This window comes from Streptomyces sporangiiformans (assembly GCF_005768555.2).
GTDB lineage: Bacteria > Actinomycetota > Actinomycetes > Streptomycetales > Streptomycetaceae > Streptomyces > Streptomyces sporangiiformans.
Genome location: NZ_VCHX02000183.1, coordinates 85,349 through 108,032 on the forward strand (window position 1 = coordinate 85,349; position 22,684 = coordinate 108,032).

Here is a 22,684-nt window from a genome sequence, read left to right on the forward strand (position 1 = left end):
CGTCGGCCGTCGTGCGACTGCGGCTACCATCGGCGAATGGCTCGCAGCGGAACCAAGGCGCGGCGTCTCGTGGTCGACGGGGAGACCTTCCTGTGGTCGTTGAGCCACACCCACCGCGCGCTGGGCGACGGCCAGTATGAGGACTGCTGCGAAACCCTCGTCCTGCGCCTGTTCACAGCGCGCGGACGGCTCCGCATCGTCTTTCGGGCAGGCCCCGGCAGATTGGTTCCGGACGGGTATCTCATGCCCTCCGGGGCAGTCGGCACCGCGCTCGGAACAACCCTGAACCTGCACGAGCCGGGCACCGCCAGGGCCCTGCTCGACGCGGCTCTGGCCCGCGGGTGGCGTCCCGACCATCCCTCGGGCGAAGAGATGGACGGCTGGACCCTCTTCGATGCGGTGGCCGCACGTCGTGGCCCGGCTTCGCCCGGCCGTTGAGGGCCATCGCGCCGAGTTCGGGTGACAGGCGCGCTGAACGTGCGCACACCACGGTGACCCGGCATCGATCGCGGGCGCAGTGACGAGGCTCCCGAACCTGCCCGGCACGCACCGCCCGGCTCTCGCTCTGCTCGATGCCCGCGCGAACGGCGGCTACGCGGTGGCCTGTTCGGCCTCGCCGAAGCGGGCCAGCGCGAGCGCGCCGGTGATCGAGATCGCGAACCCGGCCGCCGCCAGCGGTGCGAGCCCGTGACGGGTCGAGTCGCCCAGCCAGACGATGCCGAACACGGCAGGCCAGACGGTCTGGCCGATGACCATCGCCGCCGTGGCGCCGGTGACCGAGCCGGACTGGAGGGCGTCGATCAACAGCAGGTAGCCGGAGATCCCGGAGATGACCACGGCGTACGCCGCGGGTTCGATGAGGATTCCCGGCACGGTGAATCCAGGCAGCAACCGCGCGGCGATGGCCACCACGCCGAAACTGGCCCCCGCCATACCGCCCAGCACGGCGGCGCGGTGGCGCACGCCGCCGGCGCGGGCGCTCACCGCCCAGCCCACCACCGCGAGCCCGACCGAGCCTGCCAGCACCGCCAGCCGCATGGTGTCGTCGCCGTCCCCGCTCGCCTCCCGGCCCGCCGCGATCGCCATCAGCGCGAGCCCGCAGCAGACCCCGCCCACGGCCGCCCACTCCACCTGCCGCAGCCGGATGTGCAACACACCCGCCGCGACGACGGCCGTGACCGCCAGGGATCCGGCGACCGCCGCTTCGACCAGGAAGAGCGGGACCGAGCGCAAAGAGAGCAGTTCGGCACCGAAGCCCAGTGTGTCGAGCCCGATCCCGACGAGGAAGGGCCACTGCCACGTGGCCCGCACCGCCGCTCCCGGTCCTCCGGCGGTCACCGCTCGCGCGCCGAGCGCCTGAAATACGGTCGCCGTTCCCATGCAGACGGCGGCGCACAGTGCGAGCAGCATCCCAAGTGCCATGACCGCACGCTAATGGGCTGACAACGGGTCAACAGTGAGGCGACAGGGTGTGGCGTCGACCTCCCTGCGGCTGCCCCTGCTCGGGTCGGCTGACGCGGCGGCGCAGCGCGGGGCGGCCGTGCGCTCTGCTTCGCACTCGCCGAAAATCACCCTTGGGGTATCTACGCCGTACCGCGTAGATACCCCAAGGGTGATTCGGTAAGTGTCCTGAACGACTGTCGACCGGTTCTATCCGAGCCAGGCCTTGACCTTGTCGGGGTTCGCGTCGATCCACTTCTTCGCCGCCTTCTCCGGTGTCATCTTGTCGAGCGCGATGTACTTGGCGACGGTGTTCTGGTCGTCGTTGGTCCACGTGAAGTTCTTCACCAGGTCGTAGGCCGGGCTGCCGGATTTCGCGAACCGGGTGCTGACGATCTTGTCGAGGTCGAACACCGGGTAGTCGCAGGCGACCTTCGCCGGCTCCGCGTCGCAGCCCTCCGTGTGCTTGGGCAGCTCGACGTGGACCAGTGGCACCTCCGAGAAGAACCACTGTGGCTCGTAGAAGTAGCCGATCACCCACTTCTTGTTCTTTTCGGCGTCCCGGAAGGCTTGGATCAGCGCGGTCTCGCTGCCCGCGTACACCACCTTGAAGTCCAGTTTCAGGTTCTTCACCAGGGACTCGTCGTTGGTCTGGTACGACGGGTCGCCGTCGAGGAGCTGGCCCTTGCTGCCCGACTCGGAGGTCTTGAATTTCGAGGCGTACTTGTTGAGGTTCTTCCAGTTGGTGGTGTCCGGATACTTCTTCGCGATCCACGGGGGGATGTACCAGCCGATGATTCCCTTGTTGCCGGTCGCGCCGAGGTTGACGGCGATCTTCTGCTCGGTGATGTATTTCTTTTTCAGGTCCTCGTGGCCCCAGTTCTCCAGGACGGCGTCGACCTCGCCCGTCTCGAACCCCTGCCAGCTGATCTCCGCCTTCAGGTCCTTCTTGACGACCTTGCAGCCGAGTTCCTTCTCCGCGACGTAGGCGACGACCGCCGCGTTGGCCTCGTAGCCCACCCACGGGCTGACCGCGAGGTTGAAGGTGCCGCACTTGCCTGAACTGCCGTCCGCTGCGGTGGAGTCGTCGCCGACCTTCGCCCCAGCGCAGGCGGTCAAGGTGAGACCGAGTACGGCCATCCCCGCCGCGCCGGGACGCCACCGTCTTGCTCTCTTTGCCATGGTCTTGCTCCTTGTGCGCCGGGCGCGTCGCGCCGTTGTCCGAGTGATGGAGTCGAAAGGGGTCACGTCATGTCCAGGGCGCACCGGAACCCCACGTTGCCGGTTGCGGAGTCCGGGAAGAGGCCCTGCCGCGCGGCGACCCGGTAGCGGCGGCAGTAGGACGCGTGACACAGGTAGGAGCCGCCCTTGGTGACGCGCTGTTGTTCGTCGCGCGAGGTGGAGAAGAGGTCTTCGCACCATTCCCAGACGTTGCCGGTGGCATTGTGCAGGCCGAAGCCGTTGGGCTCGAAGGCATCGACCGGACACGTGCCGTACCAGCCGTCGGCTGTCGGGTGCCGGTGGGGGAAGTCCCCCTGCCACACGTTCATCCGGGGACGGCCTCCCGGCTCGAACTCGTCGCCCCAGGGGAACACCTTCGCGTGCAGTCCCCCTCGGGCGGCACGTTCCCATTCCGCCTCGGTGGGCAGGCGTTTGCCGGCCCAGGCGCAGTAGGAGCGGGCGTCGTCCCAGTCGACATGGACGACTGGATGATCCGCTCGGTCCTCCCAGGTGGAGTGCGGTCCGTCGGGTTGGCGCCAGTCGGCGCCCTCCACCTGTCGCCACCAGGGCGCGCCCACCACGCCCCGGGTCGGCGGGAAGTCGTCGGGGAGCAACCCGGCGAAGACGAACGACCAGCCGATCCGCTCGGCCAAGGTGCGGTACCCGGTGTCGGCGACGAAGCGCGCGAACTGTGCGTTGGACACCGTGCAGGCGTCCATCCAGAACGCGTCGGCGTACACCGTCCGCACCGGGCCTTCCCCGTCGGCCGGGTAGGCGAGCGCGTCCTCGCTTCCCATGAGGAACTCGCCGGCGGGGACGGCCACCATGCCCTCGGGCGTCGCCCGGCGGATCGCGGACGGTCGGAGCGCCGCCCGGTCCGGCGGCCGGTCTGCGGCCCGGCCGCCGGACGGCGTGCAGCAGCTCACTGGGCCCCCATGACTCGCCGGTGCAGTCCGCCGTCGAACTCGGACGATTCGGTGCTCCGGTCGTCCAGGTCGATGCGCACCGTATGAATCGTCCCGGTGAACTCGTTGTCGAGGACGGGATAGTCGTCGGTGACCGGTGTACTCAGGTCCACCCCGACGTCGAGCGTCTCGTCGAAGGAGAAGTAGTACGGGATCGTCCGCTCGACCCGTCCGGTCGCGTGCTTCTCACCGTCCACCAGGAGCACGGCGCTCCCGCCCCGGCCGAGTCCTCCGCCGTCGTAGGCGAACTCGAGCCGGATCTCGTGCCGTCCCGGTGCCAGGGGCTCGCCGCCGCGCACGGTGTACAGGCTCATGCCGAAGTAGTTGTAGGCGTAGGCCGGCTTGCCCTCGGTGAAGTACAGGGTCCAGCCGCCGAACCGGCCGCCCTGCGCGATGATCACGCCCTCGGCCGCTGTCTCCGGCAGGTCGACGTCGGCTGTGATGCTGTGCGAGCGGTTCTTGACGTTGAGTGTGGTCTCCTCGGTGAACCTCCGCATTCCCTCTCGGTAGGTGATGGACGTCCGGTCGCCGACCAGATCGATACGACCGGCCACGGCGGGGTTCTCCCGCTCGGTGACCCGGTCGTCCAGGGGGAAGACCTGGTACTTCGCTGCCTCGATCAGGAACAGGTCCTGCAACTGGCGCAACTTCGCCGGGTGTTCGGCGGCGAGGTCGTGGGCCTGGCTCCAGTCGTGGTTCACGTCGTAGAGCTCCCAGACGTCGTCGGCGAACCTCCGGTCCTTGTCCGGCACCATCTCCCAGGGGATGCCGTGCCGGGTGACCGCCATCCAGCCGTCGTGGTAGATACCCCGGTTGCCGCACATCTCGAAGTACTGGGTACGGCGATGCTCGGACGCCTCGGGGTCAGCGAGCGTCCGCTGCATGCTCGTCCCCTCGATGGGCTGCTGCGTCACGCCGTCCACGCTGAACGGCGCCGGGACTCCCACGCAGTCCAGGATCGTCGGCAGTACGTCGATCACATGGGAGAACTGGTGACGGAGCCCGCCGCGCTCGGGGACCCCTCGCGGCCAGTGCAAGATCATGCCGTCCCGGGTGCCGCCGAAGTGCGAGGCTACCTGCTTGGTCCACTGGTAGGGAGTGTTCAGCGCCAGCGCCCATCCCGCCGGGGCGATCGGGTAGCTCAGCGGACCGCCGATCTCGTCGAGGTGGTCGATCATCTCGTCCGGGTCGTCCACCACGCCGTGCCCCAGCCGGTGCTCGACGATCGTCCCTTCGATGCCGCCCTCGCCCGAGGCGCCGTTGTCGCCCAGGACGTAGATGAAGAGCGTGTTGTCCAGCTCGCCGAGTTCCTCCAGCGCGTCGACGAACCTGCCGACCTGCACGTCGGCGTGTTCGGTGAACCCGGCGAACGTCTCCATGAACCTGGCGGCCAACTGACGCTGGTTGTCGGTGAGTTCGTCCCAGTGGGGTACGCCCTCGGCCCAGGGGGCGAGTTCTGTCTCGGGGGGTACGACGCCGAATTCCTTCTGGCGCTCCAGGGTCAGTTCGCGCTGCCGGTCCCAGCCGTGGTCGAACCGTCCGCGGTACTTCTCCTGCCATTCGCGGCCGACGTGCAGCGGCGCGTGCGCGGCACCCAGCGCGAGGTAGGTGAAGAACGGCCGGTCCGGAGTCAGCGTGCGCTGGGTGCGCACCCAATCGATGGCGTGGTCGACGAGGTCTTCGGACAGGTGGTAGCCGTCCTCGGGCCGACGATCCGGCTCGACCGGGGTGGTGCCCTGGTACAGCAGCGGATACCAGTGGTTCATCTCGGCACCCATGAACCCGTAGAAGGTGTCGAACCCCTCCCCCGTCGGCCAGCGGTCGAACGGCCCGACCGCGCTGATCTCCCGTGGCGGGGTCTGGTGCCACTTGCCGAAAGCCGCCGTGCTGTAGCCGTTGCCCTGCAGGATCTGCGCCATGGTCGCCGCACTGCGTGGCCGGAACCCGTTGTACCCGGGGGCCGCGGTGGTCATCTCGGTGGTGCCGCCCATGCCGACCGAGTGGTGGTTGCGCCCGGTCAGCAGGGCCTGCCGGGTCGGCGAGCACAGGGCCGTCACATGAAAGCGGGTGTAGCGCAGCCCGTTGTCCGCGAGGCGTTCCGCGGCCGACATCTCGCACGGTCCGCCGAACGCGCTGGAGGTGCCGAACCCGAGGTCGTCGACGAGCACGATCACCACATTCGGCGCGCCCTCGGGCGGGGGGACCGGGCCGATGGGCGTGAAGGCGGTCTCCTGGTCGTGGACGTCCATCGCGGTCGTCAGCGGCCGGCGGGTGTCGGGCCGCGGAAGTACATGCCGTCCCGCCTCGAACTCAGTCATGTATTTCTCCGATTCGGTGCCCGGCGGGGAAATGTCACACCCTCTTGTCGCGGCCGAATTGCGGGCGTAATGCTGCCGGACTTCAGCGGCCCCGGAATACCTCTGCCTGCGATGCAGTCAAAGTGTCAGTCGTCGCGAGGCTGGTCAACAACGCGCTTTGAATTCTCGCGAACCGGTTTTGAATGAAGGCAATAGAAATCTTCTATACCTGCAGGGGGGCGTCAGTCCTGGGCGGGCGCGGACGCCAGGTCCACGAACGCCTGGGCGGCGGGAGACAGCGGGCCCGACCGCCAGACCAGCCGGCCGTGGCGCAGCAGCCGCGGCCGATGGGACAGCATCCGGGCCCCGCGCAGAGCGGCGTCCCGGGCCATGGAGGCGGGCAGCAGGGCGGCGCCCACTCCGTAGAGGACCAGGGGCACGATCATCGCGCGGTGCGCGGTCTCCACCGCGATCCGCGGTGCGACGCCCAGGGCGGTGCACACGTCGTCCACCGCCGCCCGGGTCTCGGTGCCAGGCGGCGTCACGATCAGATCCAGCGCCGCCAGTTCCCGCGAGGTGATGGTGTCGCCCGCCGGGTGCGGGTGGTCCGCGGGCAGCACGACGTGCATCTCCTGCTCCGGCAGGTCGATCCCGCGCAGGTCCGCCGTGGTCACCGAGGCGTCCACCAGACCGAGTTCGCACTGCCCGTCCGCGACCATCTGCGCCACGGCAGGTCCCCGCTCCGGGTCGACCACGCGCACGGAGACCCTCGGATGCGCGCGATGGAAGCGCCCCAGCATCTCGGCCAGCGGGTCGACCGACAGGGTCGTCTGCGAAACGATGTCGAGTCGTCCGCCGCTGAGCCCCAGGACTTCCCGGACCAGGGAACTGGCCGTGGACAGGTCGCGCAGGACCTGCTGGGCCGGCCGGACCAGCGCCTCACCGGCCGCGGTGAGGGCGACACCGTGCGGGAGACGGTGAAACAGTTTTCCGCCGAATTCGCGTTCCAGGGACCGGATCGCATGCGACAGCGAGGGCTGTGCGACATGGAGCGCGTTGGCCGCGGCTGTGAACCCGCCGTGCTCGACCACGGCGATGAAGTATTCCAGCTGGCGTCGTTCCATCGGGTCTCCGTCGGGTCTGCGTGCATCCCGGGGTCATCACACGCCCCGGTCGGGCGAGTGACGGGAACAGTGTCACCCGGTCGCGCCTCGGTGAGACTCGCCCCTCGGTCCGCGCTCCAGGAGGGGTGCGCCCCTGCCCGAAAACCCGGCCCGGTGGAGCCGACCGGTAGTGTCCTACCGGTGATCGAATTTGTACGGAACATCCGGCTCTGGTTCGTGCCGGAGGAGATCCGGCAGGAGGGCGGGACACCCGACTACCGGTTCTCGTTGGCGAACGAGCGAACCTTTCTGGCCTGGCTTCGCACCGCCCTCGCCCTCATCGGCGGCGGCTTCGCGGTGGACCAGTTCCTGCCGGACCTGCGCTGGGGCTGGCGCGTCGGGCTGGCACTCGCGCTGCTCGCCGCCGGTGTGCTGTGCGCGTTCCGGGCGGTCAACCACTGGGTGCGCTGCGAGTGGGCGATGCGGCGCGGCGAGGACCTGCCGGTGTCCCGCTTTCCGGCGGCGCTCGGCGTCGTGGTCGCCGTCGTCGCGATCGCCATGGTGGTCGTCGTGCTTCTCAGGTGGGAAGGGTGACCCGCGGCCAGGCCGCCGAGCGGGATCCGGGGCTCCAGCCGGAGCGCACCCGGCTCGCGTGGCGGCGTACGACCCTGACGGGCGCCGTGATCGCCGTACTCGCCGCGAAGTCCGCGCTGCACGGCGGCCCGTCGGCGCCCGGAGTGGTGGCCGCCGCCCTGTGCGCGGGGCTGTGGCTGGGCCTCCTAGGGCTCGCCCATCGCCGCATCAACGCCCTGGCCGTACCCCGTCCGACGGCCCTCGCGCCGCACGTGGCCGCCGCGGCCGTCCTGTGCACGGTCGCCCTCGCAGTGTGCGGCGCGGCCCTGGTGTTCTGAAGCGCGGGCCCGGCCGGCGGCTGGGTGAACCGTGGCCGAGGTCGCGGTCCGCATGAAGTGGACCCGGCGTGCACCCGGGATCCCTCAGCCACTGACCGCGGATTTCACCGTCGATCGCCCCTCCTCCCCCTCCCTTTCCCCTTCCGTGTCGATGTGCGGCATGACCTTGTCGAGCCAGCGCGGCGTCCACCAGGCGTGCCGTCCCAGCAGTGTCATCACTGCCGGAACCAGAAGGAGGCGCACGACGGTCGCGTCGATCAGCACGCTCACGGCCAGGCCGAGTCCGAGCATTTTGACCACGATGTTGTCGCTGACGATGAACGCGGCGAAGACGCTCACCATGATCAGGGCGGCGCAGGTGATGACGCGCGCGGTGATCTCCAGGGCATGCGCGACGCTCGCCTTCGCGTCTCCCGTGCGCAGCCAGGCCTCACGGACCCGCGACAGCAGGAAGATCTCGTAGTCCATGCTCAGCCCGAAGATGATGGCGAACATCATCATCGGTACATAGCTCTCGATGGGCACCTTCCCGTTCACTCCCAGCGCGGGCCCGCCCCACCCCCACTGGAAGACGGCGACGACGACACCGTAGGAGGCCGCGATCGACACGACGTTCAGGACGGCCGCCTTGACGGCGATCAGCACACCGCGGAAGACCATCAGGATGATGAGGAAGGCCAGAGCGACCACCACACCGATGATCAGCGGGAGACGGGCGGCGACGATGTCACGGAAGTCGACTTGAGCCGCCGTCGTTCCGGTGACGTAGCCCTTGGCGTCGGTGCCCGACACCGCCTGCGGCAGGGTGTCGTCCACCAGGCGGTTCGTCAGATCGGTGGTGTCCGCGCTCTGCGGGGACTCCTGTGAGAAGACCGTGCCCACCAGAACATCTCCGTCCGTGGTGGGGGTCAGCGCAGTGGTCGTGGCCGCACCGGGCACGTCGGTGAGTGCCTTCTGCGCCTGGGACGCCAGGGCGGAGCGCTGGTCGGACGGCACAGAGCTCTGGTCGATGACGACGGTCAGCGGGCCGTTGGATCCGGGGCCGAAGCTCTCCGCCATGATGTCGTAGGCCCGTCTGTCCGTGAACGACTTCGGGTCCGCGCCGTCGCCGATGTGGCCGAGTTGGATGGCGAACAGCGGAATGGCGAGCACGAACACCACGGCGGCCCCACCGGCCAGGAACCACCACGGACGCCGCTCCACGCGCTGGGCGTAGCGATGCCATGTGCCCTGGGCGGGTGCACCCTCGGCCGCATCCGTCTCCGCGACGGGGCGCCGCACATGGTAGCGGTCGATGCGCCTGCCGATGAGCCCGAGCAGGGCGGGGACGAGAGTCAGAGCCCCGGCGACGGCCGAGATGACGGTCACGGCGGCGGCCAGTCCCAGCTTGGCGATGAAACTGACTCCGGAGACGCTCAGGCCGGCGAGTGCGACGATCACCGTGCAGCCCGAGACGAGCACGGCCCGGCCGCTCGTGGAGGTGGCCCGCCCCGCCGCCCGTACCGGGTCGGCACCGTCGAGGAGGTTCTGCCGGTGACGCGTGATCAGGAACAGCGCGTAGTCGATACCTACGCCCAGTCCGATCATGGTGGCCAGCGTCGGTGACACCGTGGCGAAGGTGAAGGCCGCGGCCAGCAGCCCCAGACACGCCAGGCCTCCGACCACGCTGATCAAGGCGGTCAGCAAGGGGATGCCCGCCGCGATCACACTGCCGAAGCCCACGAGGAGGACCACGATCGCCACCCCGAAGCCGATCAGCTCGCTGATCCGGTCGTCCGGCTTCGGCCTGGCGAGTTCACCGAGCGGACCGCCGTACTCGACGTCGACGCCGGCCGCCCGCAGCGGCTGCACGGAGCTGTCCACGCCGTCCAGATACGAGTCGCCCAGGGTCGACGGCTGTACGTCGAAGCGGACGGTGATGTAGCCGGTCTTACCGTCGGCGGAGAGCGGACCCACGTTCTGCTGCTGCGACTGGCCCGAGGACGGCTGTGATGGCGTCGATGTCAGAGGGTTCTGCGCCGACAGCACGTGCGGCAGCTTCTGCAGGTCGGTGATCGTCTGGTTCATCTGCGAGGTCAAGGACGTCAGCGGCTTGTCCGTGTCACGGAGCACGATCTGGCTGCTGTAGCCGCCGGCCGCCGGATCGTGTCGTTCGAGGACCTCCACGCCCTGCTGCGACTGAGTATCGGACAGCGTGAAGTTGTCCGAGTAATCACCGCCGACATTGCGGTTCAGCACTTCCAGCGCGGCCAGCACGATCAGCCAGGCCACGATGACGATCACGAAGTGCCGGGCGCACCACTCCCCCATTCGGCGCAGCCTGCCGCGCGCGGCCCGGCCTGCGACTGCGTCGGCGGACCGGGTTACGTGCATGGGCTGCTCCCTCGGCAGACACGTGCGGCTCACCCATTGAACGTCGGAGTGATCACCACGGCATGCCGAGCGCGTCCGGACGTACGACGGCGGGCGTTCGGCGTCCCGCACCCGGCACCCGGCACCCGGCACCCGGCACCCGGCACCCGGCACCATCGCGGATGATCTCAGCCGGTCGGAGTCGTCAAAAGTCTGCAGGTCCTGCAAAGGAGATAGTCGTCACACGTGTAAAAAGTGGCAACATTCTGCAACTGCGCGCACAGATGCGATCGACCTTGACCAGCGATGTTCATCACGGGGGGCCCGCCCTGTCGGAGCGTCGGTCGGCATTCGCCCTCTCTCACACCTCGATGACCTCGGCTCCGGCCGCCCGCAGTGCGGTACGAGTCGTCTCGTCCGTGGGCGCGTTGGTCACCACCATGTCGAGGCTGTCGGGCCCGCACACCCGGGCCATACCGGTGCCGGGGAACTTCCCGGCGTCCGCCATCAGGACCACCTGGTCACTGGCGGCGATCATGGCGCGTTTCACCGGCACTTCCACGGACGTCGTGTCCAGAACCTGCCCGTCCGGGCGGATGCCGCTGGTGCTCAGGAACAGCCGGTCGGCATGGATCTGCCGGAGGTTGTCCTCGGTGAGGAAGCCGACCAGGGAGCGGTAGTCCCGGCGGACGGCTCCGCCGAGCATCACCAGCTCGATGCCCGGGTCGTCGACGAGTTCCTCGTACACGGCGAGATTGCTGGTGACCACGGTGAGGGAGCGGCCGCGCAGGCGCCGTGCCAGCCGGTGTGCCGTGGTGCCGATGTCGAGCAGGAGAATCTCACCGTCCCTGACCAGGTCGGCGCACTTGTCCGCGAGGGCGTCCTTGGCCGCCGCCCGTACGGTCGACACCTGGGTGAAGGGTTCGTCACTGCCCTCGGTCGGCATCGCGCCGCCGTGGATCCGTCTCAGGAGGCCTTCGTCCTCCAGTTGTGCGAGGTCGCGGCGTATCGTCGCCTGGCTCACCCCCAGCTTCTCGGTGAGGGCGACGACGGCGGTCGGGCCGTCCGAACGCAGCGCCCGCAAGATCAACTCATGCCGGCGATCGGGGCGCATGCCAGTCACTCCACCCTCCAAGTTCAATCAAACTCGCGCAGGCTAGCGATTAAGTCTTGCCAGACCTATGCACAGGGTGCAAGCTCTTGCGTACTTCGAGCAGATGCAATCACTGCTCCTGGTACTTCCGAGCAAAAGGCAGCATGCTGCCCTTCCCCGTCGGCGCTCCGTGGTCCCTGCCCTCGGACACCGACGCCCCGCCCGACCCGCGCACGGCCGGTGCCCGGGCGCCACGCCCGCGGCCATCGATCACGTCGAACAAGCAGCACGTCGAACACGTAGGAGAGCGAAAGTGGATCTGTCCCGTAGACGGTTCGTCCAGACGGCTCTGCTCGCCGCGGCGGGCGCCGGGGTCACCGCCGCGTGCGGCGGCGACTCGGACAGCGGCGGTACGAAGAACGGCAAGAACCTCACCTTGTGGTACTGGGGCGGCGGCCTCAGCGACAAGGTCGTGGCGGACGCCAAGAAGCACTTCACCGACGTGACGCTGAAGTCCTCGGTCATCGGTGGCACCTTCAAGCAGAAGCTGCTCACGACGATGAACGGCGGCAGCTTCGTACCCGACATCACCGGGATCAAGGGCGAGGACATCGCCTCCTTCCTGCCCAACGCCAACCGGTTCATCGACCTCAACACCCTGGGGGCCGACAAGATCGCCTCCCAGTACCTGGACTGGAAGCTGAAGCAGGGACAGACCCAGGACGGCAAGCAGATCGGCTTCCCCATCGACATCGGCCCGACCGCGATGTTCTACCGGGAGGACATGTTCGCCAAGGCCGGACTGCCCACGGACCCCGCCAAGGTGGCCGAGGAGATATCCACCTGGGAGGACTACTTCGCGATCGGTGCCGAGATCGAGAAGGCGTACCCCAAGTCGTTCCTGATCAACAACGCGGGGGTCATCTTCGACATGGCCATCGGGCAGCAGGGCAAGCGCATGGTCGACGAGGACAACAAGTTCATCGGCGATCAGGACCACGTGCGCAAGGCCTGGGATCTCGCCGTACGGCCCTACGAACTCGGCGTCGACGCCAAGATCAACGACGAGAGCCTGAAGGCCGCCGTGGCCGACGGCACGCTGGCCACCTATCTGGGCGCCGCCTGGGCCGCGCTGGACATCAAGGACATGGGGCCGAACACCAAGGGCAAGTGGCGGGTCGCCCCTCTGCCGGGTGGTCCTTCCAACCAGGGCGGATCCTTCCTGGCCCTGCCCAAGGAGTGCCGCAACCCGGAAGTGGCCTTCGAGATCATCAAGTGGCTGCTCAGCCCGGAGAACGAGGGCCGTGGCTTCACGGACGCCGCCCTCTTCCCGGCGTGCCCGGCCGCCTACGAGCTACCCGCCCTGACCGGCGGCGACGCGTTCTTCGGCGGACAGAAGACGATCGAGGTCTTCGGCCCGGCGGCCGAGAAGGTGCCGGCCTTCTACGAGGCTCCGACGAACGCGGCGGTGACCGTGCCGTACTACAACGAGCTGACCAACATCGAGGCCAAGGGCAAGAAGCCGGACGACGCATGGAAGGACGCCGTCAGCCAGGCCAAGTCGATCGCCAAGCAGCAGGGTGTGAGCTGAGTTGACAGCACCTCCCACGACCGGACCCGCCGCGGCACCCGAGGTTCCCGGGAAAGACCGCCGGACCGCCCGCGGTGCCGGACGGCCCGACCGGAACCGGGGGCTGCGGCGGCTTCTGTCCTATTGGCCGCAGTATGCAGCGGTATCACCGTTCTTCTTGCTTTTCATGGTCTTCCTTTTCCTGCCGATGGTCTATTCGCTGTACCTGGCCTTCCAGCGCTGGGACGGCATCGGTGAGAAGACCTTCGTCGGGCTCGACCAGTTCCGCTTCCTGCTCGACGACCCCACCTTCTGGCTGGCGTTGCGGAACACCCTGGTGATCTGGGGGCTGGCCACGTTCCCCATGCTGTTCATGGCGCTGGCGCTGGCCGCGATGCTGAATTCCACGCGCCGGCTCACCGGCTTCTACCGCGTCGCCTATTTCGTGCCGAACGTCACGTCCGTCGTCGCCGTGTCCATTTTCTTCTTCTCGGCTTTCAGCGACCGGTACGGCGTCGTCAACGCGGCTTTGCAAGCGATCAACCTGCCGTCGGTCCCATGGCTGAACAACGAGTGGACCATCAAGGCGGTCATCGCCATGCTGATGACCTGGCAGTGGACCGGCTACAACATGATCATTTACCTGGCCGGGCTGCAGGCGATCCCGACAGAAATCTATGAGGCCGCCAGGATGGATGGTGCGGGTCCGGTGCGGACCTTCTTCTCCATCACCATCCCGATGATGCGTCCCATCATTCTCTTCACGCTGATCATCTCGACCGTCAACGGTCTCCAGAGCTTTACCGAGCCCCAGGTTCTCTTCGGCAGCAACGCGGCCGCCAATCCGAATTCCGGCGGACCCGGCCAGGCAGGCCTGACCACACTGCTGTACTTCTACCACCAGGCTTTCGACAACAACAACTTCGGCTACGCGGCCGCGATCGTGTGGGCGTTCTTCCTGGTCATCCTGCTGTTCGTGATCATCAACTGGCGAACCGTCCAGCGAGGGAGGAAGGCGTGAAAGCGCCCCGGGGCCGTCGGGCCATAACAGCCAGAGGACTTCTCCTTCACGGGATCCTGATGGTCGGAGTCCTCGTCTCGATGTTCCCGTTCTACTGGACCATCGTGATGGCGACCAATACGTCGCAGGACATCTCCAAGTACCCGCCGAAGCTCACCTTCGGGTCCCATCTGTTCGAGAACATCGATCGCTTGCTGAACAGCATTGACTTCTTCGGGTCGATGCTCAACACCGTCATTGTGGCGGTGAGTACCACGCTGCTCGTGGTGTTCCTCGACTCACTGGCGGCCTTCGCCTTCGCCAAATACGAATTCCCCGGCAGGCGCTTGCTCTTCGGGATGCTGCTGGGCATTTTCATGCTGCCGCTCCAGCTCGCGATCATCCCCCAGTACCTCATCATGGCGGAACTGGGCTGGCTGGGCTCACTCAAGGCCGTCGTCCTCCCGGCGACAGCGAATGCCTTCGGGATCTTCTGGATGCGCCAGTACATGATCGGCGCCATTCACGACGAACTCCTCGACGCCGCGCGCATGGACGGCTGCGGTTTCTTCCGGCAGTACTGGCACGTGGGCTTGCCGACGGTCCGGCCGGGCCTCGCCTTCCTCGCCATCTATGCCTTCGTCACCTCGTGGAACGACTACGTCTGGCCCCTCGTCGCCCTGGTCAACCCCGACCAGGTGACGTTGCAGGTCGCCCTCTCCCAGCTCAATGTCTCGCACGGCCGGCAGGACTACGCCATGGTGATGGCGGGCGTACTGCTCGCCGTGCTGCCGCTGGTGCTGGTGTTCTCCCTGTTCGCCCGCAGCTTCATCGCCGACGCCTCGAAGGGGGCGGTCCGCGAGTGAACCACCGGTCGAGGGCCTGATCCCCGGTGCCTGCCGGGCGGTTGTCCACAGCCGCCCGGCAGCTGCCTGCGTCCCTCGACGACGTTCACGGCGCGACGTTGTGGTTGAGCCGGAACAGGTTTCCGGGGTCGTAGCGGCGTTTGATGTCTCGCAAACGGGCGTAGTTTCCGCGGTAGTTGGCCCGCACGCGGTGCTGGTCGTCGCCGTCCATGAAGTTCACGTAGCCACCCTCCGCGGAGTACGGCTGGAGGGCCGCGAAGAAGCCGCGTACCCAGTCCTTCTGTGCTTCGCAGTCCTGGCGGGTGGTGAGGGTGGGACTGAGCGCGGTCGAGAAATCGGTGTCCCGGTAGGAGAAGGCGGTGTCTTCAGGACCGACCCTGTGGCAGGCGCCGTCGATGGGGAACACCACGGTCACGCTCTGGAGGGACGGGGTCGTGGCACCGTAGTCCACGTAGGCGTCGATGGCACCGTCCGGCAGACCATGGCTGAAGGTGCCCTTCCAGTAGTGGTAGAGCCCCGCGGGCACCAGTTCGTCGAAGAGGGTGTTGATCAGCGGATAGGGCATGCGCCCCACCTGCTGACCCACCACCGGGCCCAGGCCGGCAAGACGCGCTCGGATCTCGTCGTCCTGATCCTCCGGGCCGGTCCAGCACGTGACCACTCCGCAGATCGGCCGCCCGTGCCAGCGCTCGGGCAGGAACGGGAGCGGCGGGCCGAGCCCGACGACGAGCACGGCGCCGAGCTTCTCGTCCGAGTCGGCGATCAGCTCGCGGTAGCGGCGGATCACGTCGCCGTCGAGCGGGTAGAACGTCGGCCCGCCCAGGATGTCGGCCACCGGATGCAGCCGGTACGCGAAGGACGTGACGACTCCGAAGTTCCCGCCGCCACCACGCACCGCCCACATCAGGTCGGCGTGTTGCTCCTCCGTACAGGTCAGGAAGGTCCCGTCGGCCGTCACCAGGTCCACCGAGACGAGGTTGTCGCAGGCCAGACCGCAGCGGCGATCCAGGTATCCCATCCCTCCGCCGGTGGTCAGACCGCCGACGCCGGTGGTGGAGACGATTCCTCCCGTGGTGGCCAGACCGAAGGTGTACGTGGCGTGGTTGACGTCGGCCCAGGTGCAGCCGCCCTCGACCCATGCCGTACGCGCGTCGGGGGCGACACGGATACCGCGCATCCGCCCGAGGTCGAGTACGACACCGTCGTCGCAGGTCCCGTATCCGGGGACGCTGTGGCTGCCACCCCGTACGGCGAGCGGCAGCCGCTGCTCACGGGCGAAGTCGACCGTGGCGATGACGTCACCCGCGTCGGCGGCCCGGACGATGACCGCCGGCCGCTTGTCGTGCATGGCGTTGTAGACCTTGCGGGCCTCGTCGTAGTCCGGGTCGCCGGGTTCGACGATGTCGCCGCGTACGCCACCGCGCAGCCGCTCCAGCAGCTGTTCGTCCACGGCAGATGTGTAGGTGGTCATGACCGTCACCGGCTTTCCGCCGCGTCGGGGAACGGGTTACACCACCGGTGTACGCGCGGGGCGGGCCGCGCTCATCGCCGGAACGGCCCAATTGCGCCGGATCGGGTATGGGCAGAACAGCCCATACCCGATCCGGCGCGGGTCCATGGGGTCACGCAAGGCCGTGCGTGTACGCGTACGCCGTCGCCGCGGCCCGTGAGGACACGTCGAGCTTGGCGAAGATGTTGTTGAGGTGCCGGGCGACCGTGTGCTCGCTGATCACCAGTTCCGCGGCGATGGACCGGTTCGAGCCGCCGGCGGCGACCAGCCGCAGCACCTGGATCTCGCGCGCGGTGAGCCCGCCGGGCCGGCGGTGACGCGCGCTGTCGAGGAGCGCCGCCGCCCGGCGTGCGTCCGGCGCCGCGCCCAGCCGCTCGAAGGCCTCCCGTGCAGCCCGAAGCTCCATCCGGGCGCCCTCGTCGTCGCCCGCGGCACGGTCGGCGGCGGCCAGGGTCATGCGAACCTGAGCGGCCTCGTACGGGACTGCCAGTTCCAGCCACAGCGCCAGGGCCCGGTGCAGCAGGCGGAGCGCCCGGTCGAGGTCACGGGCGGCGAACGCCACCGCACCGCCCGCCGACGCGGCGGTCGCGTGCAGCATGGTCGTCTCGGAAGCGCGCCGCCGCTGCCAGTCACGGGCCAGCGCGTCCAGCTCGTCTACCGCCGTGCGAGCCTGGTCGAGCCGACCGAGGGCGAGCGAGATCTCGGCCTGGGCCGCGAGCAGGCGGCAGCGCCCGAGGCAACCGGCCCCGCCGTCCGCCCCCGCACCGCCCTCCTCGCCCGCGAGGGCCAGCCGCAGTGCGGCGGCCGAGGCCTCGGCCTTCCCTTGAGCCAGACGTAGCAGGGCGAGGCCGGGCTGCGGGTCACGGCCGAGTTCATGCGATCGCTCGTACGCCGCCTCGGCCGCGGCCAGGTCGCCGCGCCGCCGCTGGATGTCCCCCGTCACGTAGAAGGCCTCGGCAGCCATCCGTCCCTCGTAGGGCAGCAGTTCCTCGCAGGTACGCGTGGCCTCGGTCATGGCCCTGGGCCAGTTGCCGCGCAGTTCCAGCACCTCCACCCGGTGCACTCGGCACAGCCCCCGGAAGTTGTTCTCCGCCGGCATCGCAGCGCACCACCTCATGGCCGCGTCGGTCCATTCGGCGGCGCGTTCCAGGTCGGCGAAGGCCATGCTTCGCTGGAGGCCCAGGCAGTAGATCCATCCGGTGAAGAAGGAGCTGAGCTCACCCGCCATGGCTGAGCACATCGCGTCGTCGAGAAGCTCAAGCCCTTCGGCGACCCGGCCCTGAGCCAACAGGACGCCCGCCTGTGCCTGGATGCTCAGGGCGTAGAGGTCCGGGCTGCCGCATCGCCGGGCGATGTCGGCCATGCGCCGGGCCGAGGCCATCGCGTCGTCGAACGCTCCGCGCTGTTGTGCCTCCTCCGTGTCCATCCACGCGAGATAGCACTGTTCGGCGCATTCGGGCTCGTCGCGGAGGTGCTGTCGCGCCCGGCGCAGCCAGCCGGCGGCCGCCGCCGTGCGTCCGGCGAGCTGGTGCTCGTAGAAGAGCATCCAGGCGCAGTATCCGGCCCGCCGGGCGGCGCCCGCCGCCGCATAACCGGCGTACGCCCTCATCCGCGCGGCGATCGACTCCTCGATGCGGCTCGTCCACCACGCGGCGTCGGCGAACGCCGCGAAGTCGTCCGGGGCGAGCTGGGCCGGATCCAGGCCGTTCAGGATGCTGTACGCGTCGGCCCACGCCTCTCGTGCGACGGCGTCCCGGGCCTGCCGCACGGTCTTCGCGGTCGTGCCGACGACTGCCGGTCCCGTCGCCCGGCCGAGCCGCTGCCCGGTGTCCGTGGTCTGGTCAGCCACACGCGGCTCCCTTCTCGCTCTCCGCGAGCCGGACCGCCCAGAACCAGGATAGGCAGGATGAGGGCCGTCGCCCCAGTTCCGCGTTCCTGCGGCCGACCGAGGCCCGTAACTGACATATCGGGCACCTTCGTTCCTAGGGCCTGTCCGGCGGACAGGCCCTAGACTGGCAACTGTGGCCCGGCCGAACGAAGAGGTCGAGGCGCTCCTTCAGGAGTACGCCGACCTCATCGCGATCACCCGTGGCGATGCGATCAAGGCGCGCGCCTACGAGAAGGCCGCACGTGCCATCGGCGGCCACCCTTCCGATGTCTCCCACCTGGACGTCAAGGGTTTGCGGGACATTCCGGGCGTGGGGAAATCGATCGCCGAGAAGGTGACCGAGTACTTCCGCACCGGCAGGGTCTCAGCGGTGGAGGAGACGCGGTCGCGGATTCCCGCGGGAGTGCGCGAGCTGATCACGATTCCGACGCTCGGCCCCAAGAAGGCGATGACGCTCTACCAGGATCTGCACATCTCCTCGATCGATGAGCTGGCCGATGCCATCCACGCGGAGAAGCTGCGCGATCTGCGGGGCTTCGGCGAGAAGACCGAGGAGAACATCCTGCACGGCATCGCGCTGATGCAGCAGGCGGGCGATCGGATCCTGCTGAACGTCGCCATGGACACGGCCGAGGACATCGTGGCCGAGCTCTCCCGGACGAGCGGCTGCGAGCGGTGTGCGTACGCCGGCTCGCTGCGCCGCATGAAGGAGACCATCGGTGACATCGACGTCCTCGTCGCGGCGGACCGGTCGGCCCCGTTCATGGCCGCGCTCACCGGACTGCCGCTGACCGCCGAGGTCATCGCGCACGGCGGGAAGAAGACCTCGATCCGCACCACCAAAGGGCTCCAGATCGACCTGCGGGTGGTACCGCCCGACTCCTGGGGCGCCGGCCTGCAGTACTTCAGCGGTTCGAAGGCGCACAACATCCGCACCCGCACCATCGCCGTCCGCCGGGGCCTCAAGCTCTCCGAGTACGGCTTGTTCGACGCGGAGAGCGGGCAGCAGATCGCATCCCGCTCCGAGGAAGAGGTGTACGCAAGGCTCGATCTGCCGTGGATCCCGCCCACGCTGCGCGAGGACCGCGGGGAGATCGAGGCCGGAATCAAGGGCGAGCTGCCCGCCCTGGTGACCGAGCGGGACATCCGCGGTGACCTGCACACCCATACCGATCTCACCGATGGCCTCGCCCCGCTGGAGGAGATGGTGCGCGCGGCCGCCGCACGCGGTTACGCGTACTACGCCGTCACCGACCACGCCCCCAACCTGTACATGCAGCAGATGACCGACGCGAAGATCCTGGCCCAGCGCGAGCGGATACGGGAGCTGGACGGCAAACATCGCCGGATGCGGCTGCTGCACGGCACCGAACTCAACATCGATCCGGACGGGGAGGTGGACTGGCCCCAGGACTTCCTCGAAGGCTTCGACATCTGCCTGGCCTCGGTCCATTCGCACTTCAACCTGAGCCGCAAAGAGATGACCCGGCGGCTGGTGCGCGCCTGCGAGAACCCCCACGTGAACGTCATCGGCCACCCCACCACACGTCTGATCGGCAAGCGGCAGGGCATCGACGCGGACTGGGACGAGGTGTTCGCCGTGTGTGCGCGGACCGGCACCGCGCTGGAGGTCAACGCCCAGCCCGACCGCTTGGACCTGTGCGACGAGGACATTCTCAGCGCCAAGCGGTACGGCGTGAAGTTCGCCATCGACACCGACGCCCACTCCACCGTCACCCTCGCGCATCTGCGCTACGGGGTCGGGACGGCGCAACGCGGATGGCTCACCAAGGACGACGTGATCAACACCTGGCCGTTGCAGCGGCTGCGCCGGTTCCTGCGCAAGGGGCGCACGACATGAGGGCGTGCGCACGGCGTGGGGCGCCCGCGGGGAAAGGCGGTGGCGTTCGATGTCGTACGTCGCTGTGAGCGCGTTGAGTCATCCCGGGCTGATCCGCGACCGGAACGAGGACAGCCTTGTCGTCGGGCCATGGACCTTGCCCTGCACCGTGACCGAGAATCCGCAGACGCTGGTGTTCCCGCTCGGAACACCACTCGTCGTAGCGGTCGCCGACGGCATGGGCGGGCATCCCGGCGGCGAGGTGGCCAGCGCCCTGGTCACCCACCGGCTCGCGACGACGGGACCGGTCCTGAGCAGCGAGGACGCCGTCCGCGATGCGCTGCACACCTGCAACCGCGAGGTGTACGAAGCGGGTGGCATCCGTGGCGACCAACTCATCACCATGGGCACCACCGTCGCCGGCGTGGTCGTGCTGTCCGCATCGCTGCTGGCGTTCAACGTGGGCGACAGCCGAGTCCTCGCCACTTCTCAGGAGGGGCTGCACCAGGTCAGCGTGGACGACAACCCACCGCTCGCACCCGGACAGCGCACCACCTCCTTGCTCACACAATCGCTCGGCGGCTCCGTGGGGTACCGCGAAGTCACCCCCCATCTGACGACCCAGCGCCTGGCACACGGCGACCGCTATCTCATCTGCTCCGACGGCCTGACCGACCCGCTGGAGAGCGACGTCCTCGACGGCCTGCTGCGGGAGTACGACGACGGCCGGGCTGCCTTCGAACTATGGAAGGCCGCCATCGCGGCAGGCGGCCCCGACAACATCACGCTCGCGATCGTCGACATCCACCTCGACGACGACGAGCGGGACTAGGGCCTGTCCGGCGGATCAGGACACGCCGTAACAAGCTCTCTGTCAAGGCACCATGGGCCTACATCGTTGGACCCGTTCCGGCTGGGCCCGCAGCCCGATCCGCTTGTCCGGGGGCGGCCGTTAGCGTCGCCCCATGCGTATAGGAATCTTGGGCACGGGCAATGTCGGCCGGGCACTGGCCGCGGGCTGGTCGGCGGCCGGGCACGACGTCTTACTCGGGTCGCGGCAGCCGAAGGACCGCTCCGATCTGGGCTTCGCCGTCGCCGGTCTCGGCGAAGCGGCCGGACACGCGGAAGTGGTGGTCAACGCGACCCCTGGAGCGGCGTCCCTGCACTTGCTGGAAGCGATCGGAGCGTCGGCCCTGGCCGGGAAGACGTTCATCGATGTCGGCGTCGGCCTCTCCGACGACTTCACCGAGCTCTCCCACCCCAACAGCAGTCTGAGCGAGCAGATCCAACGGGCGTTCCCCGAGACATCCGTGGTCAAGACGCTGTGCACCATGGACTCCTCCGTGATGACCCAGCCGGATGCCCTGGACGGCCCGCACACCGTCTTTCTGTCCGGCAACAGCGCCGAGGCGAAACAGACCACCGCCCAACTGCTCAGCGACCTGGGCTGGTCCCCCGCCTCCCAGCTGGACATCGGCGACATCACCACCGCACGTGGACAGGAACACTTCGCCCTGCTCTTCATGGGAATCGCGGGCGGCGTGAACACGCACACGTTCAACATCCACGTCGTGGAACGCAAACGTTAGTTGTCGGCGGCCCACGGGGGCGCCCACGTCTCGGCGCGGCGGCGCAGGGGCCCTGTTGAATTGAGGTGGTCGCGGAGTGTGGTGAGCGCGGGGTGCGGGTTGTCACGGCGCCAGATCAATGAGTGCGGGTAGACCGGTGTCGGGTCGTGCAGGGCAACACGCCGCAAGTCGTAGTCCGCGGGCCAGACGAGCCGGGTCTGCTCGCCGACGAAAGTCGCCAGAGCCGAAGAGTCGGCGATCATGTCAAGAAGGGGCTCTGTACCGAAGTTGGGCCCGGTCGAGTCGATGGTGAGCCCGAACGCGACGGCGAGTTCGTCGTAGTACGCGGCCCACTCCGTTCCGTTGACGATGCCGGGCATCCAGATCCTGTGCCCGGCGAGCTCGACGGGCGCGACCGCGCGGGCGGCGGCGAACTCGTGTGCCGGACCGGTGAGGATCTGGAGGGGCTCATCGAGGACCGGGACAGCCTCGATGTCGTCGGGGAGCTGCCGCGCGGGCACGGTGACCGCGCGGAAGGACGCGTCGATCGTCCCGGACCGGACAGCGGCGAGGGCCGCGTCCATGTCCAGGAGGTGGGTCACGACGTCGAGTTCGGTCTCGGGATGCGCGCGGTGGAAGTCACGCAGCAAACCTGCTGGTGCGAGGTTCCGGCCGACCACATCGACGCGCAGCGCGCGGCGTCCGGGACGTACGGAGGCGGCTGCCCGCTCCTCGGCCCGGAGGAGAGCGCGGGCGTGGGGCAGGAACACCCGCCCGTCGATGGTGAGTTGGGCTCCGCGCGCCGTGCGGGTGAACAGCCGCACACCGACGTCCTGCTCCAGCGCGGCGATGCGCTTGGAGACGGCCTGCTGAGTGATCGACAGATCCGCGGCGGCTTCCTGGAACTGACCCGTGTCCGCCACGGCGACGAAGGTGCGTACGGCATCGAGATTCACGCCGACCGATCCTAGGTGCACAACGCATGGTTGTTGCTCGCCGACGAACCGTTGTTTGACCCACGGGCCGGCTGCTCGCTTTGATCTCGCTCGGGGACGTGCTG

The 22,684-nt window shown here is 68.5% G+C and carries 19 protein-coding genes; 9 read left to right on the plus strand and 10 right to left on the minus strand.

Features of this window, described 5'->3' with window-relative positions; translation table 11 throughout:
- Window positions 1–36: 36 nt before the first annotated feature.
- Window positions 37–438 carry a hypothetical protein gene (locus tag FGD71_RS34670; protein WP_119104545.1) on the plus strand — a complete coding sequence of 134 codons (402 nt, stop codon included), beginning with the start codon at window positions 37–39 and terminating at the stop codon, window positions 436–438.
- 153 nt (window positions 439–591) lie between these two features.
- Here the strand turns inward: FGD71_RS34670 and FGD71_RS34675 are convergent, their stop codons facing one another.
- From FGD71_RS34675 to FGD71_RS34695, 5 genes are all read right to left on the minus strand, one after another.
- A complete protein-coding gene (locus FGD71_RS34675) occupies window positions 592–1,422 on the minus strand; it encodes a DMT family protein (protein WP_119104546.1) in 831 nt (276 codons plus the stop codon).
- A 228-nt stretch (window positions 1,423–1,650) separates the two neighbouring features.
- On the minus strand, window positions 1,651–2,622 hold the full coding sequence (locus tag FGD71_RS34680; protein WP_119104547.1) for an ABC transporter substrate-binding protein: 972 nt from the start codon (window positions 2,620–2,622) through the stop codon (window positions 1,651–1,653).
- A gap of 62 nt (window positions 2,623–2,684) precedes the next feature.
- A complete protein-coding gene (locus FGD71_RS34685; RefSeq protein ID WP_119104577.1) occupies window positions 2,685–3,488 on the minus strand; it encodes a formylglycine-generating enzyme family protein in 804 nt (267 codons plus the stop codon).
- Window positions 3,489–3,583: 95 nt separating this feature from the next.
- On the minus strand, window positions 3,584–5,944 hold the full coding sequence (locus FGD71_RS34690; RefSeq protein ID WP_119104548.1) for an arylsulfatase: 2,361 nt from the start codon (window positions 5,942–5,944) through the stop codon (window positions 3,584–3,586).
- A 221-nt stretch (window positions 5,945–6,165) separates the two neighbouring features.
- Complete coding sequence (locus tag FGD71_RS34695) at window positions 6,166–7,047, minus strand: LysR family transcriptional regulator (RefSeq protein WP_119104549.1); 882 nt, start codon at window positions 7,045–7,047, stop codon at window positions 6,166–6,168.
- A gap of 180 nt (window positions 7,048–7,227) precedes the next feature.
- Here FGD71_RS34695 and FGD71_RS34700 point away from each other — a divergent pair, with 180 nt between their 5' ends.
- On the plus strand, window positions 7,228–7,620 hold the full coding sequence (locus FGD71_RS34700) for a YidH family protein (RefSeq protein ID WP_119104550.1): 393 nt from the start codon (window positions 7,228–7,230) through the stop codon (window positions 7,618–7,620).
- Entirely contained in the window at window positions 7,617–7,937 is a 321-nt protein-coding gene (locus FGD71_RS34705) for a DUF202 domain-containing protein (RefSeq protein ID WP_119104551.1), read from the plus strand. Before FGD71_RS34700 ends, FGD71_RS34705 begins: the two co-directional genes overlap by 4 nt.
- 84 nt (window positions 7,938–8,021) lie before the next feature.
- Here the strand turns inward: FGD71_RS34705 and FGD71_RS34710 are convergent, their stop codons facing one another.
- Both FGD71_RS34710 and FGD71_RS34715 read right to left on the minus strand, forming a co-directional pair.
- Complete coding sequence (locus tag FGD71_RS34710; RefSeq protein WP_119104552.1) at window positions 8,022–10,310, minus strand: MMPL family transporter; 2,289 nt, start codon at window positions 10,308–10,310, stop codon at window positions 8,022–8,024.
- Between the two features lie 340 nt (window positions 10,311–10,650).
- Window positions 10,651–11,403 carry a DeoR/GlpR family DNA-binding transcription regulator gene (locus tag FGD71_RS34715; RefSeq protein ID WP_119104553.1) on the minus strand — a complete coding sequence of 251 codons (753 nt, stop codon included), beginning with the start codon at window positions 11,401–11,403 and terminating at the stop codon, window positions 10,651–10,653.
- Window positions 11,404–11,695: 292 nt separating this feature from the next.
- Between FGD71_RS34715 and FGD71_RS34720 the strand changes: the two genes are divergently transcribed.
- The 3 genes from FGD71_RS34720 to FGD71_RS34730 all read left to right on the plus strand — a co-directional run bounded on the left by FGD71_RS34720 (window position 11,696) and on the right by FGD71_RS34730 (window position 14,818).
- Window positions 11,696–12,973: an ABC transporter substrate-binding protein gene (locus FGD71_RS34720; protein WP_119104554.1), complete on the plus strand. Its 1,278-nt coding sequence runs from the start codon at window positions 11,696–11,698 to the stop codon at window positions 12,971–12,973.
- A gap of 166 nt (window positions 12,974–13,139) precedes the next feature.
- On the plus strand, window positions 13,140–13,973 hold the full coding sequence (locus tag FGD71_RS34725; protein WP_119104555.1) for a carbohydrate ABC transporter permease: 834 nt from the start codon (window positions 13,140–13,142) through the stop codon (window positions 13,971–13,973).
- A gap of 59 nt (window positions 13,974–14,032) precedes the next feature.
- Window positions 14,033–14,818 carry a carbohydrate ABC transporter permease gene (locus tag FGD71_RS34730; protein ID WP_119104556.1) on the plus strand — a complete coding sequence of 262 codons (786 nt, stop codon included), beginning with the start codon at window positions 14,033–14,035 and terminating at the stop codon, window positions 14,816–14,818.
- Window positions 14,819–14,903: 85 nt separating this feature from the next.
- Here the strand turns inward: FGD71_RS34730 and FGD71_RS34735 are convergent, their stop codons facing one another.
- Complete coding sequence (locus tag FGD71_RS34735; protein WP_119104578.1) at window positions 14,904–16,289, minus strand: FAD-binding oxidoreductase; 1,386 nt, start codon at window positions 16,287–16,289, stop codon at window positions 14,904–14,906.
- A 151-nt stretch (window positions 16,290–16,440) separates the two neighbouring features.
- Window positions 16,441–18,096 (minus strand): LuxR family transcriptional regulator, encoded by a 1,656-nt coding sequence (locus FGD71_RS34740; protein WP_240436911.1) that lies wholly within the window; start codon window positions 18,094–18,096, stop codon window positions 16,441–16,443.
- 253 nt (window positions 18,097–18,349) lie between these two features.
- Between FGD71_RS34740 and polX the strand changes: the two genes are divergently transcribed.
- The 3 genes from polX to FGD71_RS34755 all read left to right on the plus strand — a co-directional run bounded on the left by polX (window position 18,350) and on the right by FGD71_RS34755 (window position 21,645).
- Window positions 18,350–20,077, plus strand: a complete 1,728-nt coding sequence (gene polX / locus FGD71_RS34745; protein WP_119104558.1) for a DNA polymerase/3'-5' exonuclease PolX — start codon at window positions 18,350–18,352, stop codon at window positions 20,075–20,077.
- Between the two features lie 49 nt (window positions 20,078–20,126).
- Entirely contained in the window at window positions 20,127–20,888 is a 762-nt protein-coding gene (locus FGD71_RS34750) for a PP2C family protein-serine/threonine phosphatase (protein WP_119104559.1), read from the plus strand.
- 133 nt (window positions 20,889–21,021) lie between these two features.
- A complete protein-coding gene (locus FGD71_RS34755; RefSeq protein WP_119104560.1) occupies window positions 21,022–21,645 on the plus strand; it encodes an NADPH-dependent F420 reductase in 624 nt (207 codons plus the stop codon).
- Here FGD71_RS34755 and FGD71_RS34760 read toward each other — a convergent pair.
- Entirely contained in the window at window positions 21,642–22,580 is a 939-nt protein-coding gene (locus tag FGD71_RS34760; protein WP_119104561.1) for a LysR family transcriptional regulator, read from the minus strand. The two genes, FGD71_RS34755 and FGD71_RS34760, sit on opposite strands and share 4 nt — an antisense overlap.
- Window positions 22,581–22,684 lie beyond the last annotated feature (104 nt).

Coding starts and splice junctions, on each gene's coding strand:
- FGD71_RS34670 (WP_119104545.1), top strand. CDS start 37: ATGGCTCGCAGCGGAACCAAGGCGCGGCGTCTCGTGGTCGACGGGGAG.
- FGD71_RS34675 (WP_119104546.1), bottom strand. CDS start 1,422: ATGGCACTTGGGATGCTGCTCGCACTGTGCGCCGCCGTCTGCATGGGA.
- FGD71_RS34680 (WP_119104547.1), bottom strand. CDS start 2,622: ATGGCAAAGAGAGCAAGACGGTGGCGTCCCGGCGCGGCGGGGATGGCC.
- FGD71_RS34685 (WP_119104577.1), bottom strand. CDS start 3,488: ATGGTGGCCGTCCCCGCCGGCGAGTTCCTCATGGGAAGCGAGGACGCG.
- FGD71_RS34690 (WP_119104548.1), bottom strand. CDS start 5,944: ATGACTGAGTTCGAGGCGGGACGGCATGTACTTCCGCGGCCCGACACC.
- FGD71_RS34695 (WP_119104549.1), bottom strand. CDS start 7,047: ATGGAACGACGCCAGCTGGAATACTTCATCGCCGTGGTCGAGCACGGC.
- FGD71_RS34710 (WP_119104552.1), bottom strand. CDS start 10,310: ATGCACGTAACCCGGTCCGCCGACGCAGTCGCAGGCCGGGCCGCGCGC.
- FGD71_RS34715 (WP_119104553.1), bottom strand. CDS start 11,403: ATGCGCCCCGATCGCCGGCATGAGTTGATCTTGCGGGCGCTGCGTTCG.
- FGD71_RS34725 (WP_119104555.1), top strand. CDS start 13,140: ATGGTCTTCCTTTTCCTGCCGATGGTCTATTCGCTGTACCTGGCCTTC.
- FGD71_RS34730 (WP_119104556.1), top strand. CDS start 14,033: ATGGTCGGAGTCCTCGTCTCGATGTTCCCGTTCTACTGGACCATCGTG.
- FGD71_RS34735 (WP_119104578.1), bottom strand. CDS start 16,289: ATGACCACCTACACATCTGCCGTGGACGAACAGCTGCTGGAGCGGCTG.
- FGD71_RS34750 (WP_119104559.1), top strand. CDS start 20,127: ATGTCGTACGTCGCTGTGAGCGCGTTGAGTCATCCCGGGCTGATCCGC.
- FGD71_RS34755 (WP_119104560.1), top strand. CDS start 21,022: ATGCGTATAGGAATCTTGGGCACGGGCAATGTCGGCCGGGCACTGGCC.